The sequence below is a fragment of the Maritimibacter sp. genome, assembly GCF_016774595.1.
Classification (GTDB): Bacteria; Pseudomonadota; Alphaproteobacteria; order Rhodobacterales; family Rhodobacteraceae; genus Maritimibacter; species Maritimibacter alkaliphilus.
The window spans coordinates 924,220-937,828 of sequence record NZ_JACBWT010000001.1 but is presented as its reverse complement, the minus strand read 5'-3'; the positions used below and the strand labels follow the sequence as shown (position 1 = coordinate 937,828).

Annotated in this window: 16 protein-coding genes; 9 read left to right on the top strand and 7 right to left on the bottom strand. The window is 63.6% G+C overall.

Features of this window, described 5'->3' with window-relative positions; genetic code table 11:
- The first annotated feature begins 31 nt into the window (after positions 1–31).
- From HOY44_RS04655 to HOY44_RS04645, 3 genes are all read left to right on the top strand, one after another.
- Entirely contained in the window at positions 32–523 is a 492-nt protein-coding gene (locus HOY44_RS04655) for a hypothetical protein (RefSeq protein ID WP_287433336.1), read from the top strand.
- Positions 478–834, top strand: coding sequence for a DNA methyltransferase (locus HOY44_RS04650; RefSeq protein WP_287433334.1), 357 nt, complete (start codon positions 478–480; stop codon positions 832–834). The genes HOY44_RS04655 and HOY44_RS04650 overlap by 46 nt, the downstream gene beginning before the upstream one ends.
- 216 nt (positions 835–1,050) lie before the next feature.
- Positions 1,051–1,461, top strand: a complete 411-nt coding sequence (locus HOY44_RS04645) for a hypothetical protein (protein ID WP_287433333.1) — start codon at positions 1,051–1,053, stop codon at positions 1,459–1,461.
- A 243-nt stretch (positions 1,462–1,704) separates the two neighbouring features.
- Here the strand turns inward: HOY44_RS04645 and HOY44_RS04640 are convergent, their stop codons facing one another.
- From HOY44_RS04640 to HOY44_RS04615, 6 genes are all read right to left on the bottom strand, one after another.
- Positions 1,705–1,929 carry a hypothetical protein gene (locus HOY44_RS04640; RefSeq protein WP_287433332.1) on the bottom strand — a complete coding sequence of 75 codons (225 nt, stop codon included), beginning with the start codon at positions 1,927–1,929 and terminating at the stop codon, positions 1,705–1,707.
- Between the two features lie 13 nt (positions 1,930–1,942).
- On the bottom strand, positions 1,943–2,872 hold the full coding sequence (locus HOY44_RS04635) for a recombinase family protein (RefSeq protein ID WP_287433329.1): 930 nt from the start codon (positions 2,870–2,872) through the stop codon (positions 1,943–1,945).
- Complete coding sequence (locus HOY44_RS04630) at positions 2,869–3,264, bottom strand: recombinase family protein (protein ID WP_287434724.1); 396 nt, start codon at positions 3,262–3,264, stop codon at positions 2,869–2,871. Before HOY44_RS04630 ends, HOY44_RS04635 begins: the two co-directional genes overlap by 4 nt.
- A gap of 50 nt (positions 3,265–3,314) precedes the next feature.
- Complete coding sequence (locus HOY44_RS04625) at positions 3,315–3,506, bottom strand: DUF2924 domain-containing protein (RefSeq protein ID WP_287434723.1); 192 nt, start codon at positions 3,504–3,506, stop codon at positions 3,315–3,317.
- A 266-nt stretch (positions 3,507–3,772) separates the two neighbouring features.
- Positions 3,773–4,003 (bottom strand): DUF3489 domain-containing protein, encoded by a 231-nt coding sequence (locus HOY44_RS04620; RefSeq protein ID WP_287433327.1) that lies wholly within the window; start codon positions 4,001–4,003, stop codon positions 3,773–3,775.
- Positions 4,004–4,218: 215 nt separating this feature from the next.
- Positions 4,219–4,689 carry an Lrp/AsnC family transcriptional regulator gene (locus tag HOY44_RS04615; protein WP_287433326.1) on the bottom strand — a complete coding sequence of 157 codons (471 nt, stop codon included), beginning with the start codon at positions 4,687–4,689 and terminating at the stop codon, positions 4,219–4,221.
- Positions 4,690–4,829: 140 nt separating this feature from the next.
- Between HOY44_RS04615 and HOY44_RS04610 the strand changes: the two genes are divergently transcribed.
- A complete protein-coding gene (locus HOY44_RS04610) occupies positions 4,830–5,864 on the top strand; it encodes a zinc-dependent alcohol dehydrogenase family protein (protein WP_287433324.1) in 1,035 nt (344 codons plus the stop codon).
- Between the two features lie 321 nt (positions 5,865–6,185).
- Here the strand turns inward: HOY44_RS04610 and HOY44_RS04605 are convergent, their stop codons facing one another.
- Positions 6,186–6,974 carry a 2-keto-4-pentenoate hydratase gene (locus tag HOY44_RS04605; RefSeq protein ID WP_287433322.1) on the bottom strand — a complete coding sequence of 263 codons (789 nt, stop codon included), beginning with the start codon at positions 6,972–6,974 and terminating at the stop codon, positions 6,186–6,188.
- Between the two features lie 154 nt (positions 6,975–7,128).
- On the opposite strand from HOY44_RS04605, the gene HOY44_RS04600 reads away from it, so the two are divergent.
- The 5 genes from HOY44_RS04600 (at position 7,129) to HOY44_RS04580 (ending at position 13,609) form a co-directional block, all read left to right on the top strand.
- Positions 7,129–7,995 carry an alpha/beta fold hydrolase gene (locus tag HOY44_RS04600; protein WP_287433319.1) on the top strand — a complete coding sequence of 289 codons (867 nt, stop codon included), beginning with the start codon at positions 7,129–7,131 and terminating at the stop codon, positions 7,993–7,995.
- Complete coding sequence (locus HOY44_RS04595; RefSeq protein WP_287433318.1) at positions 7,988–8,401, top strand: RidA family protein; 414 nt, start codon at positions 7,988–7,990, stop codon at positions 8,399–8,401. The genes HOY44_RS04600 and HOY44_RS04595 overlap by 8 nt, the downstream gene beginning before the upstream one ends.
- Positions 8,402–8,507: 106 nt before the next feature.
- On the top strand, positions 8,508–10,595 hold the full coding sequence (locus HOY44_RS04590; protein ID WP_287433316.1) for a hydantoinase/oxoprolinase family protein: 2,088 nt from the start codon (positions 8,508–8,510) through the stop codon (positions 10,593–10,595).
- A gap of 15 nt (positions 10,596–10,610) precedes the next feature.
- Entirely contained in the window at positions 10,611–12,818 is a 2,208-nt protein-coding gene (locus HOY44_RS04585; protein ID WP_287433315.1) for a hydantoinase B/oxoprolinase family protein, read from the top strand.
- An 11-nt stretch (positions 12,819–12,829) separates the two neighbouring features.
- A complete protein-coding gene (locus tag HOY44_RS04580; RefSeq protein WP_287433313.1) occupies positions 12,830–13,609 on the top strand; it encodes a dienelactone hydrolase family protein in 780 nt (259 codons plus the stop codon).

Sequence of the window (13,609 nt, the reverse complement as noted above, 5' to 3'; positions counted from 1 at the left end):
AGGATCTTCTGGCGGCGGAGCTGGGGGCCTGATGGAGGTGGAGCTCGACTTCGACATGGATGTGACGGGGTTCTCGATCCCGGAGATCGATGGGATCCTGGAGGCCGTGGCACCACAGGAGCCGGACGATCCGGTGGACGAGGTGATCCCGGAGGAAGCGTCGCGGCAGGTGCATCCCGGCGATGTCTGGCAGCTTGGGCGCCATCGCCTGATGTGCGGCGATGCGCTGGACCCGGTGGTGGTCGGGGACCTGATGGCGGGTGAGGTCGCGCGGATGGTGTTCTCGGACCCGCCCTACAACGTGCCGATCGACGGGCACGTGGGCAACTCCGGCAAGGTGCAGCATCGGGAGTTCGCGATGGCGTCGGGCGAGATGAGTTCAGAGGCCTTCACCGGATTCCTGACGACCGCGCTTGGCAACATGGCGGACCACGCGGTGGAGGGTCGATCCACTTCCTGTGCATGGACTGGCGCCACATGGGCGAGATGCTGGCCGCGGGAGAGGCGATCTATGACGAGCTGAAGAACCTTATCGTCTGGGCCAAGGACAACGGGGGCATGGGGACGTTCTACCGCTCACGTCACGAGCTGATCTTCGCGTTCAAGAAAGGCACGGCGCCCCACGTGAACACGTTCGAGCTGGGACAGCACGGGCGGTACCGTACAAATGTCTGGCAATACCGCGGCGTGAACACTTTGCGCGCCGGCCGGATGGAAGAGCTGGCCCTGCATCCGACCGTGAAGCCCGTCCAGATGATCGCGGACGCGATCCGCGATGTCTCCGGGCGGGGCGAGATCGTGCTCGACCTGTTCGGCGGATCGGGCTCCACCTGATCGCGGCGCAAAGACCGGGCGGCAGGGCTACCTGTGCGAAGCTCGACCCGATCTATTGCGACCGGATCGTGCCCGTTGGGAAGCCTATGCCAAGGATGAAGCAGAGCAGGTGGTCTGCGGTTGGTCTGCGCCTGCGGCACGGCTGGAGGCCGCGGAATGATCAGGGCAAGCAGAAACTTCCGGCGGTTCGGCCGGGCGCGTCATACGAGGTGGGTTATGGCAAGCCGCCGGTGGCCTCGCGTTTTGCGAAGGGACAGTCCGGCAGCAGAAGGGCCGACCCGCAGGGCGAAGTCGAAGCGGCCGGCCCTGAACGAGGAGCGTCTCAAGGACATCATTCTGGATGAGGCTTACCGCGACATCACCGTCCGCGACGGGGCCGCAGTTAACAGTTCCGATGGCGCAGGCGATCGTGCGTGCGATGGCGGTCAACGCGGCAAAGGGCAGCACTGGGCCCAACGCCTGTTCGCCGAGATGCTTGCGGCAACAGAACGGCAGAACAAAGCCCTGGCGGATGAATGGCTCGAGACGGCCATCACCTACAAGGTCGAATGGGACCAGGAACTGGCCCGCCGTGAGCAGCTCGGGATCACGGATTTACCGCGCCCTTGCCGCATCCGGATCAGGTGAAGATCGACATGGAGACGGGCGCGCCTGGATCGACGGGCCCGCCACGAAGGAACAGGTGGCGCAACTGGAGGTCTTGTGGGCGCGACGTGAGGATTGGCTGCGGGAGGTGGAGGGTCTCGAGCGGTTGCTTGAAACAGAGGGTGACGAAGCCGTGCGAGCTGCCATCGAGAAGGACCTCAGACGAACGCAGAAGACTCTTGCGATCATGGATCGGTTGCTGGGCTGAGACGCGCGCGAATCGCATCAGACCCCAAGGGCGCGTTCCTGCGCCTGCCAGTCGAGCAGGAGCGGCAGGCGCACCAGTTTGGTGAGGGTACAGTCCGGGGGCTGTGTGCCGTCGAGAATGGCGGTCTGGATCTTCGGAGAGAGGAAGGCAAGCTTGGCACGTGTGCGCAGGAAGGCCTCCGAGCATCCCTCGGCCCTCGCGATCTCCGCGAGGGACGTGCCAACGGCAACGCGCGCGTCCATCCGTGGGCGCGGATCAACATGGCCTGCAAATGCCGATCTGGGTCCGATTGCGCCTCGCCCACCACGATCTTCGTCTCAACACCGCGCCGTCGGATCTGAAGCGGCGCGGACAGAGTACCCAACGCCGGATCGAGATCATCGGCGGTAATGCCAGCCTCGCTGACAGCGCCGTGAGGTCGAGGGTGATCCGGATCTCGCTGCGCGTCAGATAGCCGTGGTCGTCCAGGGCCGCCGCAACCTGACCACGGGTGCCTTCGAGACCCTGCTGCAAGCTGGCGATGGCTCTCCCGATCTCGTCGGCCATGGCGGAATCAGGCCGGGCAAGCAGCCGATGCTCCTGCGTGCCCGTTCCAGGTGCGCGATCAGCAGGGCCAGGACGCGCGCCTCGAGCGCGGCGGCCGGCAGGCGCCAGCCGGTCGGGTCCGCGCCCCGAGACCAGGCGGTTGGAGACATAGTAGCGCAGACGACGACCGGCCTTGGTCGTGTGGGTCGGCGTAAGCCGGTCGCCGGTCTCGTCGCGCAGCTTGCCCGTGAGCCAGGCCGGCGACGGGGACGTGGTCTCATTGGTGTCCGAATGACCGCCTCGCGTGCGGGAGCGGCCGGAGCGTGTCTGCAATAGGGTTTGAACGCGCTCCCAGAGCGCGTCGTCGATGAGGGCGTCGTGCTGCCCGGGCCAGACCTTGTCCTTGTGCCGGATCCGGCCGCAGTAAAGCGGATTGCGCAAGATGTGATAGATCTGCCCGCGCGAAAGCGGCCTTGCCGCCTGTGACCACGTCTTTGGTGCTCTTGCGTTCCTTGGACCGAAGACCTTCACGCCTCGCGGCGTCTTCGACCCGGCGCAGGCAACCGTGGTCGGAATAGAGTTCAAAGAGACGGCGGACCGTTCGGGATTCCTCGGGATTGACCCTGAGTACGCGCGTGGCACCGTCAGGAGGTCGATCATACCCAAGAGGCACGTTGCCCCCATCCAGAGCCCCTTCTTTTCGAGGCTGCTATCTTGTCGCGGATGCGCATCTCGGCCGTGACCTCGCGTTCGAACTGGGCAAAGGACAGGAGCACATTGAGGGTCAGCCGTCCCATCGACGACGATGTGTTGAAGGCCTGCGTCACGGACACGAAGGAGCAGCCGGCGGCCTCGAGCCGGTCGACCAGCCTCGCGAAATCTGCCAGCGACCGGGTCAGGCGGTCGATCTTGTAGACGACCACCATGTCGATCGGCCGGCGTCGATCTCGCCCAAGAGCCGCTGCAGGGCAGGGCGCTCGAGTGTGCCCCGGAGATCCCGCCGTCGTCGTAGCGGGCAGCCTCTTCCAGCCCTCGTGCCGCTGGCTGGCGATATAGGCCGCGCAGGCCTCGTGCTGGGCATCGAGCGAGTTGAAGTCCTGATCTAGCCCTCGTCCGAGGACTTCCGGGTGTAGATGGCACAGCGGATCGTAGTCCTGGTCATGACCGGCCTTTCCCGTGAGGCCGAAGAACCTCGGCCCGGACCAGTGTGCCCGGTGATCTCCCGCGCGATGACCGAGAGCGACCGCCAGGTTTTGCCGTTCCAGAAAAAGCCCTCCTCGGTTACATCGACCACATGGGTGACGCCGTTCCATTCCGCAAGAGCCGCCCACCGGGTTTGAGGCCGGGCGTGGTTGCCTTGCGCTTAGCCTCTCCCGAACGTGCGTTCAACCTGACCAGTACATGTTTTGGCAGGCCACCCATCTGTCGCGCCTGAACTTCGAAGGCGAGAAACGGCGGAGGAAGTTCTGGCTCATCCCTTGGGGACAGGGGATTGGAAAACCTCCGACCAGACCGCGACAAGCGCGGCCCGGTCCATGGTCTCCAGTTCCTCTACGCGGATCATTCGGTTGCCGCGGGCGACGCCGTGATCCGGTAGCGCGCGCGCCCCTTGCCGTCGCTCGGGGTGGAGCGTTCAACGGTGTGGCCCGCCTTGCGAAAGCGGCTCAGCGCCGCCCGCGCCGAATGCGCCTGCCACCCGGTCGCCTTGCAGATCGCGTCCAGCGTCGCACCGTCCGCCCGCTCCAGCATCGCGCGGACCTTGTCCTTCTTCGTCTGTTTGGGTTTTGCCATGGTGTTCTCCTCTGGTTGCCGGGCCGGTCCAATGCCGCCCCCGGTACCGAGGCGCGCCCGGGGAGCGGCCGGGCGTGGGGGCAGTGACGCTCTGTTCGCGTGGGTAGTCCAGTGGGAAACAGAGGGGGATTAGCTAAGAGCCGAAGCGGGCGGAGGGCAGCCGTTCGCTGCGGTCTGGGCGAGCGACAGTTTCGGCCGCCGGGAGTTGCTCGACGTCACCCGTCACGCACAGGCAGTTTGCTTGAAGCCTTCATCTCTTTGAGCGACAGGTTGGAGCGAATACTTGTCACGCCAGGCAAGCGTCGCAGCGTGCTGTCAACGAAGGCGCTGTAGTCGTCCAGATCGCGGGCGACCACGATCAACAGGAAATCGTCCGCGCCAGTAGTGTTGTGGCAGGCGAGGATGTTGGGGGTCACCTCGATAATGCGTTGGAACTCGGCTGTGGCCGTCTGATCGTGCTCCGAGCAGCTCAGTTGAACGAATGCCATGACCCCGAGCCCCAGCTTTCGCCGATTGAGCTGGGCTTGGTAGCCCTCGATGATGCCTGCCTCTTCCAGCTTCTTGAGCCGCCGCCAACATGGCGTTTCACTCATGTTCAGGTGCTCAGCCAGCTTGGCGTTGGTCATGCGCCCGTCGCTTTGAAGCAGTTCGAGAATCTGAGCGTTGACCGTGTCGATGCTTGACATTGGAAGAGTCCTCTCATCATCTTTTGCAACGTAGGGGTTTCTGCCCCAAGTAATCGCCAAGAGGGGCAGAATAGCAAGGTAATTTCCTCTCCATTTGGTAGCTTGGTCTCGAACAGATCTCACAATCGAAAGATCCTGCCATGAAAGCTGTCCTCTTCGAGAAATTCCAAGAAGTCCCGAAAGTCGTGACTGTCGCGGACCCAACACCCGAGCCGCATGGTGTGGTGCTCAAGGTCGAGGCCACCGGCGTCTGCCGCAGCGATTGGCACGGCTGGATGGGGCACGACAGCGACATCGACCTGCCGCACATCCCCGGCCATGAACTGGCCGGCGTCGTCGAGGCCGTCGGCAAGGATGTGAAGAACTTGAAGGTCGGCGATAGGGTCACCGTGCCGTTCATTTGCGGCTGCGGATCATGCAGCGAATGCCATGCCGGTCATCAACAAGTGTGCCCGCATCAGGAACAACCCGGTTTCACCCATTGGGGCAGCTTTGCAGAATATGTGCCGATCCATCAGGCAGACCTGAACGTCGTTGCCTTGCCCGAGACCATGGATTTTGCCACAGCCGCAAGTCTGGGATGTCGGTTCGCCACGTCGTTTCGCGCGGTGATCGACCAAGGCAAGGTGGGCGCGGGTCAATGGGTTGCCGTGCATGGCTGTGGCGGCGTCGGCCTGTCGGCGGTGATGATCGCCAGTGCGGCAGGGGCGAATGTGATCGGGGTAGACCTTGATCCTGGAAAACTGGCGCTGGCCAAAGACCTTGGCGCGGTCGCGGCCATTGATGGCAAGGGCGATGTGGTCGAAGCGATCAAGGAGATCACCAAAGGCGGTGCGCATGTCTCGCTCGACGCGCTTGGGCATCCGGCGACGATGACCAACTCGATTCTTTGCCTGCGGCCAAGGGGCAAGCATATTCAGGTCGGCCTCATGCTCGGCGATCACGCGACCCCTGCGGTGCCGATGGCCAAGATTGTCGGCCAAGAGATCGAGCTGCTCGGCTCTCATGGTATGCAGGCGCATCGGTATGATGCGATGCTGGATATGGTCAAGAACGGCAAGGTCGACCCCGCGCGGCTGGTCGGCGACAAGATCAGCCTGGAGCAAGCGCCTGAGGCCCTGATGAACATGGACAAGTTCCAGTCCATCGGCGCAATCGTGATCACGAGCTTCTGAGCCATTGACAGGATGGCATTCATCGGCGGCGGCAACCGCGCCGCCGGGTTGGGGCAAGGCTGATCCTGTTGTGCAGACTGCTATCGAACCTCAAAGCTGCCATTCGTCGTGAGGGTGAGCAATGGCAGCTTTGGGCCGAAACTGACCTGCAACTGAACTCCAGAACGCTCGGCAATACAGTGCTTGGGAAATCGCTCGTGGTGTTTGGCCGCAAGGTTGTTTGATTTCGGAGAGTTGGTTACTTGGCCTTTTGCGGATCAGTGCAACTGTAGCCGACCGTGCAACGCCGGGGGCTCTCCGATCAATGGAAGAACGATCCTATCAACGGAATTGGCAGGATACTTCACCCAAACCCTCGATCCTTGCGATGATTTGTTGTTGCTCCTTGACAGGTACCATCGAGCCAAGAGCACCTGTGAGAACGATTTGTCCAGCACGGATGGGCATGCCAAGATCATAAAGCGTTGCCGCCAGCCACGCGGCAGCGATGATTGGACTCCCCATACAATCGCTTCCCGTTCCGGACGAAACCACAGCACCATTCAGATCCATTTCCATGGAAAGTGCGGAGAAATCGACATGCTTTGCGTTACGCAAACGTGGCCCTATCACGTGGCCGCCATAAGACGCGTTGTCGGCGATGGTATCGGCAAGCGAAATATCCCAATTTGCAATTCGGCTGTCAACAATCTCCAAGGCTGGTGCAGCCCAATCGAGTGCATCGAGGATGTCGTCCACACTGGGGTTCGCGTGGTCCATATCGCGCGAGAGCGCCAAGGCGACCTCCGCTTCGATCCTAGGTTGCAGAAATTGCTCTACAGGGATCTCGCTCCCGTTTGAAAACCCGGTGTCTGCAAAGAGGGTGCCATAATCCGGTTGGTCGACACCGAGTTGCGCTTGTACTGCAAGAGAGGTGAGGCCGATTTTGCGGCCGACAACGACACGTCCGCTCTCGGCGGCTGCTGCCTCGGTCCTTTGCTGAACCGCGTAGGCCGCGTCCGTGTCATCGCGTCCGATTAGCTCCCGCACCGGCGCGCAGGGGGCCTTGTCTCTGCCAGCCGCGGCCAGTCTTCGCGTGGCTTCGGCAATACGATCTGTCGGTTCGCTCATGTCCCACTCTCCTGTCGTGAACTCCCGCAGGTGTAGCAAAAAGATAAAAAGTATGAAAGTATGTATTTAATGTTGATAAGCCCGATTGTTGTGGCTATCGAAAAAAGGGCGGGCCGGATTCGGCGCGCCGCAAACAGGACCTGAGGGAGGACAAATGGCGACGCAGGACATCAGATCGCGCTGGGTATCCATCGACGGAGCGCTCACGCACTACACGGAAACGGGGTCGGCTGGACCCAACATCCTCGCCATTCACGGCGGCGGTCATGGTTCGTCGGGCCATGCGGGTATGGGCGCGCTGATGCGCGAACTGAGCTCGGATTTTCAGGTCTACGCACCCGACAGCATCGGCGGCTATGGCCTGACTGATCCCAACGTCCCGACGCCGCGAGGACTCTTGGATCGTGGCCCTCATGCGCTGGCCTTCGCGGACGCGATCGGGCTTGAGAAATTCACAGTCGTCGGCAACTCGCAAGGCGCCTTCGCGGGCGTGAAGTTGGCGCTGGAGCACCCGGGCCGGGTCGAGGGGATCGTGATGATCGGTTCGCTAACCATCGCGCAGTCGATGGGTGTGGATCAGGCACCGACCCCACCCTTGAAGGCGCTCATGGCCTATGACGGGACCGAACAGGCGATGCGGGCGATGCTCGAGGGTCTTGTGAAGAAGAAGGAAAAGATCACCGACGAACTGATCGCGGGCCGTCAGGAAAGCGCGACCCGCCCCGGCGGGATGGAGGCGATGGACAAGTTCCTCGCAGCGACCGGTGCGCTCAAGAAAGACCCGATCCTGTCGCTTCAGATGGACCTGCGAGAGTCGCTCCCGGTCCTGACCAAGCACATCCCGTCAATCTTCATCTGGGGCGCCGAAGACCCATTCTCGCTGCCCGAAACGGGCCGCGCAATCGAGCCACTGCTGCCGGATGTGCCGTTCCACTGGATCGAGGATGCGGGCCATCAGGTTCAGACCGACCAGCCGGAAGAAGTCGCCCGCGTGATCCGGGCGTTCGTGCTGAATGGCTGAGGCAGGCGCACTCGACCGCGCGTCCATGCCGCTGGGTGAGGGCGCGCCGGAGCGGATGAAGGGGATGGTTTCCGGTGTCCGCGCCGGGGGCTTTCTGTTTCTCTCGGCGATTCGTGGGCGGCGCGCCGAGGGCGGCATGTCCGACGATCCGCTCGAACAGGCGCGCCAGTGTTTCGCCAACCTCGAAGCCGTGCTCGGTGCCTCGGGCGCGACGCTTGCCCATGTGGTGAAGGTGACGCTCTACCTGCACGACCTCGAAAAGCGGGGTGCGTTCCATGAGGCGTGGATGGAGGTCTATCCGACCGATCCGCCCGCCCGGATCGCGGTCTGCGTGGCCGATGCCAACGCGGCCCCCGGCGGCCGCGCGCATTTCGCACTCGACGTGGTGGCGCTGGCGCCAAACTGAACGAACTCGAACGCCCCCGAAAGGGGCCGATGACAGATCAACCTGAATGCCCGGCGTTGCCGGGTCCCACCGGTGGCGCGCGCCACCGATCAAGAGAGTTGTACCCATGACCTATTACGTCGGCACGGATATCGGCGGGACTTTCACCGACTTCGTGCTTCTCGATGACACCGGAAAGGTGACGACGATTAAAGTGCCCACCACTCCGGACGACCGGACGCGAGGAGTGCTGGATGCCTTCAACGTCGCCGCCGAGCAGCTTGGCATCACCCGCGAGGCGCTGATTTCGGATCTCGCCCATTTCGCCCACGGCACAACGGCGGCGACGAATGCTTTCATCGAACGCAAGGGCGCGCGTACTGCGATCCTTACCACGGCAGGTTTCGCGGATACGCTTCGGGTGCAGCGCTGCATGGCAAGCTGGACCGGTCTGATGGACCACGAGATTGCGCATTACTCGATGCGCTCGCTGCCCGACCCCATCGTGTCGCGGGTCGATACCTACGAGATCGACGAGCGGATCGACTTTCAGGGAAAGGTCATTGTCGAACTCGACGAAAGCGCGGCCCGCGCGACGATCCAGCAGATGATCGACGACGGGGTGGAGGCCGTGGCGATCGCGCTCCTCTGGTCGTTCCGCAACCCGGCGCACGAAGCGCGTCTGGCTGAGATGATCGCCGAGATGGCGCCGGGCATCTTCGTCACGAAATCCTCGGCCCTCGTGCCGATCCTCGGGGAATACGAGCGCAGCTCGACGACCGCGATCAACTCCTACCTCGGGCCTGTGATCCACCGCTATATCGGGTCGCTCGACGCCTCGGTCCGCTCGATGGGCTTCGAGGGGTCGACCGCGATAATGGAATCCGGGGGCGGCGTGCTCCCCGCCGAAGAGGCCGCCGTGCAGGCGTCGAAACTCCTGACCTCGGGTCCGGCGGGTGGTGTGCTCGCCAGCCAGAAGCTGGGTGAACAGCTGGGCATCGACAACCTCATCACCGCCGACATGGGCGGGACGAGCTTTGACGTGGGGCTGGTGGTCAAGGGCCAGCCGGTGCTCGAAAACCTGCGCGAGGTGGGCCGCTTCCACGTCGCACTCCCCGCCATCAAGGTTACGGCCATCGGCGCAGGCGGCGGGTCCATCGCGCGCATCCATGCCGGGCAACTGACGGTCGGCCCCGAAAGTGCGGGCGCGGTGCCGGGGCCTGCCTGCTACATGCGTGGCGGCGTCGAGCCGACGATCACCGATGCCGACGTTGTGCTGGGGATCGTTGACCCGGAATTCTTTCTGGGTGGCACGATGGCGCTCGACGTCGACCTCGCCCGCAAGGCGGTGCAGGACTATATCGCGACCCCGCTCGGGCTTGGGCTGGAAGAGGCCGCCGCCGGGATTAAGGAGGTCGCCAACAACCAGATGGCCGACCTCTTGCGTAGCGTGACCACCCGCGTGGGCTATGACCCCCGTGATTTCACGCTGGTCGCTTACGGCGGTGCGGGTCCGACCCATGCGCACCAGTATGCCGAGGCCGCCGGGATCGGTCGCATCGTCATCCCGCGCACGGCGTCGGTGCATTCGGCTTTCGGCACCGTCAGCGCCGATCCGCGCCGGTCCTTTTCGCTCGCTTTCGGTCAGCATGCGCCAGCTCGCTTCAAGAAGGCGTCGGATCACGTGTCGGCCGAGGCGTTGTCCAACGTCTTCGCGGGCCTCGACAAACAGTGTCAGGACGCGCTCGGCGCCGATGTGCAGATCAAGCGCATGGTCGGGATGCGCTTCCGCCAGCAGGTCCACCAGATCGAGGTCGAGATGCCAGTGCGCGAGCTTACGCCCGAGGACATCGACGCCGCCGTGGATCGGTTCGAGACGCAGTACGAGAACATCTATGGTCGCGGCACGGCACTGCGCAATTCGGGTGTCGAATTCATCTCGGTCCGGGTCGAGGGCATCCGCCCGCTGTCGATCCCGGCGATGACAGCGGACGCGGGCGGGCAGGGCGAAGCCGCTCCGGTCGCCACCCGTCGCGTCTATTTCTACCGCGAGGGCTTTCACAACCTGCCGGTCTATCGCTGGACCGACCTTTCCGTCGGCAGCCGGATCGAGGGCCCGGCCATCGTCGAACGTCCTGACACCACCATCGTCATCGGTCTCACCCAACGCGCCGAGATCGAGCCTTTCGGCAACATGATCATCGAGCGGGTCTGAGGCAGGAGAGAACACATGAACATGGAACTGAAAATGTCGACCGTTTATGAATACGACCGCATCGACGTGGACCCCGTCACGTTTCAGGTGATCCACCATCGTCTGAACTCAATCATCGACGAACAGGGCGCGACGCTCTCGGCGATCTCGGGCTCGCCGTTGGTGAACGAGGCGACCGACTACAACACCGGCATCTTCCGCGCGAACGGTGAACTGGTGGCGATGGGCAAGACCGTGCTGCTTCACGCGGCCTCGGTCGCCACGATGGTCAAGCACATCATCGCAGATTGCGAGGACGAGCCAGGCATCGCGCCGGGCGATATGTTTCTGGTCAACAACCCCTACAAAGGGTCGCTCCACGCCCCCGACATGGGCTTGGTCGCGCCGGTGTTCCACGGGGAGCAAAGGATCGGCTGGGTCGGCGTATGCTGTCACCAGCTCGACGTGGGTGGCATGGCGCCGGGCGGTTCGTTCCCCGAAGCGGTGGACGTGCGCCAGGAAGGCGTGCTGATCCCGCCGCTCAAGGTGGTCGAGAACGGGGCGTTCCGCCACGACATCATCGAAATGATTACCGGCATGTCGCGCCTGCCAGCGAACATGAATCTCGATTTCCGGGGGATGCTGGCGGCCAACACCGTGGCACTGCGTCGGATTGAGGAAACCGTCGCGCAATACGGCGTCGACACGGTTCTGTCGGTCATGGACGACAGCATCGACAAGACCGAGGCCGAGGTGCGCAAGCGTCTGCGTGAGATGCCGGATGGCGTGTTCCGCTCCCAGACCTTCCTCGACCATGACGGGGCGTCCAACCGGCTCTACCGGATCAAGGTTGAGATGACCAAAAAGGGCGACACGCTCACGTTCGACTTCACCGGCTCCGACGATCAATCCCCGCGCTTCATCAATTGCACCGAGGGTGGATTGTCGGCGGGCGTGCGTGCTTCGGTGCTGCCGATCCTTGCGCACGACCTGCCGTGGAACGAGGGCGTGTTCCGGCCCGTGGAGATCGAAAGCCGCGAAGGCTCGGTCGTCTCGGCCCGGTTCCCGGCACCTGTCAGCCAAGGCCCGCTCGGCGCGATGTGGCTGGTGGAAACCGTGGCGACCAACGCGCTGTCCAAACTCGTGTCCACCACCGAGGGATATATGGCCGAAGCGCAGGCTTCGCCCAACGGCGGGCCGGATCACTTGGGTCTGCATGGTCTGAACCAGCATGGCGAGTTCTTCCACTCGTCGATCCTCGACATGATCTATGTCGGCGGCGGTGCTTATGCCCATCGCGACGGTTTGAGCCCGCAGGGCCACCGACACATGCCCGCCGTCCGACTTCAGAACGTGGAGTCGAACGAACAGGTAGCGCCGATCCTCTACCTCTATCGCCAAATGGTGCCCGATACCGGCGGCGCGGGCCGCAATCGCGGGGGCACCAGCCTCGGCACCGGATACGTGCTGCACGGGGTCGATCACATGGAGCTTCGCATGGCCTGCCACGGCTACGAGTCTCCGACCGCGTTCGGCATTTTCGGGGGCTTCCCCGGTGCCTGCAATATGCGCAGCTTCCGCCGTGGGGCGAGCGCGGATGGCATCATCGGAAACGGTGTGATCCCAAGAGAGACGGCCGATCTGGACGGCGAAGTCCTCACGCTTCCCGCCAAGATGACTAAGCCAGAGGAGTTCACCTCGGCCGACATCTACGAGATGAGCCCGAGCGCCGGGGCCGGATGGGGCGATCCGCTCGACCGGGATGCGGCGTTGGTGGCGGCGGATGTGCGCGACGGCGAAGTGTCGATCGGCGCGGCCAAGACGATCTACGGGGTCGAACTCAAAGATGGTGTCCTCGACGAGGCAGCGACGGAAAAGGCCCGCGCGGCGATCCGGGAAACGCGGAGCTCTTGGCCGCTCGCAAAGGCTTTGACCGACGCGCCCGACCCGGATGGTAGCTGGGATCTCCTCGCCCCGGTGGGTGACATGGCGAGCATCTCGCGCACGGGCGGCAAGGCCTATTTCCGCTGCGGTTGCGGCTCGGCCATCGCGCCGGCGTCCGAGAACTGGAAGGATTACGCCAAGCGCGGGTCCGCCGACTCAGGGGATCTGGGGCCGCGCATCAAGCTGCATGCCGACCTCGACGCGGCGCTTTATGCCTGCCCGTCCTGCGGCCGCATCCATGCGGTGGAGTTCGGGATGAAAGGCGAAGCGCCGCTCTGGGATATCGAGCTGGCAATCTGAGGAGGACGATCATGGCAAACCTTCCGCTTCCGCCGCTCTGGCGCAAGACGATCACCGCCGGATGGGTGGAGTTCCCGTCCGGCAGCGACACCATCCGTGGCTACCTTGCCGCGCCGCGCGCGCCGGGCAAGCATCCGGCGATCGTGATGGTCCACGAAAACCTCGGCGTCACCGCGCACCGGCAGGAGATGACTGAACGGCTCGCCGAACGCGGCTATGTGGTGCTGACGGTGGATCTGTTTTCCCGCGAGGGCGGGCAGCCGCCGCAGGATTTCAAAGACCCCGAAGAGCGTCGGTCCAAAGCGTTCATCGCGGCGCGCGACGAGCAGTCGATCCCGGATTGTGACGCCGGGCTCGACTACCTTCTCACCCGCAACGACGTGGACCCGGATCGTCTGGGAACGGTCGGCTACTGCATGGGCGGCGGCACGATGCTGGCGTGGGTCTTTGGGCGCACGGAGCGGCTCAAGGTCGCTGTCGGATATTACCCGAACATCATCGTGTTCCCGGAATACCGCCCCGATGACAAACCGCTCAACCGTATCCCCGACGCACACAAACTGACTTGTCCGCTACAGGTCCAGTTCGGCGAACAGGACACCGCGGTCCCGCAGGATGATCAGGCGGCGCTTAAGGCCGAGGCCGAGGCGTGGGGGCTGGACATCGACTTCGTCAGTCACCCGGATGCGGGCCACGCGTTTCAGGACCCGGCGATCCCGTCATACATCAAGACGGCGGCGGATCGGAGTTGGGAGATGGGGATCGATTTCCTCGACGCTCACCTGAAATAA

What these genes read in the sequence shown, in the direction of transcription:
- HOY44_RS04655 (WP_287433336.1), top strand. Translation starts at nt 32, where the DNA reads ATGGAGGTGGAGCTCGACTTCGACATGGATGTGACGGGGTTCTCGATC.
- HOY44_RS04650 (WP_287433334.1), top strand. Translation starts at nt 478, where the DNA reads ATGGGCGAGATGCTGGCCGCGGGAGAGGCGATCTATGACGAGCTGAAG.
- HOY44_RS04645 (WP_287433333.1), top strand. Translation starts at nt 1,051, where the DNA reads ATGGCAAGCCGCCGGTGGCCTCGCGTTTTGCGAAGGGACAGTCCGGCA.
- HOY44_RS04640 (WP_287433332.1), bottom strand. Translation starts at nt 1,929, where the DNA reads ATGGACGCGCGCGTTGCCGTTGGCACGTCCCTCGCGGAGATCGCGAGG.
- HOY44_RS04635 (WP_287433329.1), bottom strand. Translation starts at nt 2,872, where the DNA reads ATGATCGACCTCCTGACGGTGCCACGCGCGTACTCAGGGTCAATCCCG.
- HOY44_RS04620 (WP_287433327.1), bottom strand. Translation starts at nt 4,003, where the DNA reads ATGGCAAAACCCAAACAGACGAAGAAGGACAAGGTCCGCGCGATGCTG.
- HOY44_RS04615 (WP_287433326.1), bottom strand. Translation starts at nt 4,689, where the DNA reads ATGTCAAGCATCGACACGGTCAACGCTCAGATTCTCGAACTGCTTCAA.
- HOY44_RS04610 (WP_287433324.1), top strand. Translation starts at nt 4,830, where the DNA reads ATGAAAGCTGTCCTCTTCGAGAAATTCCAAGAAGTCCCGAAAGTCGTG.
- HOY44_RS04605 (WP_287433322.1), bottom strand. Translation starts at nt 6,974, where the DNA reads ATGAGCGAACCGACAGATCGTATTGCCGAAGCCACGCGAAGACTGGCC.
- HOY44_RS04600 (WP_287433319.1), top strand. Translation starts at nt 7,129, where the DNA reads ATGGCGACGCAGGACATCAGATCGCGCTGGGTATCCATCGACGGAGCG.
- HOY44_RS04595 (WP_287433318.1), top strand. Translation starts at nt 7,988, where the DNA reads ATGGCTGAGGCAGGCGCACTCGACCGCGCGTCCATGCCGCTGGGTGAG.
- HOY44_RS04590 (WP_287433316.1), top strand. Translation starts at nt 8,508, where the DNA reads ATGACCTATTACGTCGGCACGGATATCGGCGGGACTTTCACCGACTTC.
- HOY44_RS04585 (WP_287433315.1), top strand. Translation starts at nt 10,611, where the DNA reads ATGAACATGGAACTGAAAATGTCGACCGTTTATGAATACGACCGCATC.
- HOY44_RS04580 (WP_287433313.1), top strand. Translation starts at nt 12,830, where the DNA reads ATGGCAAACCTTCCGCTTCCGCCGCTCTGGCGCAAGACGATCACCGCC.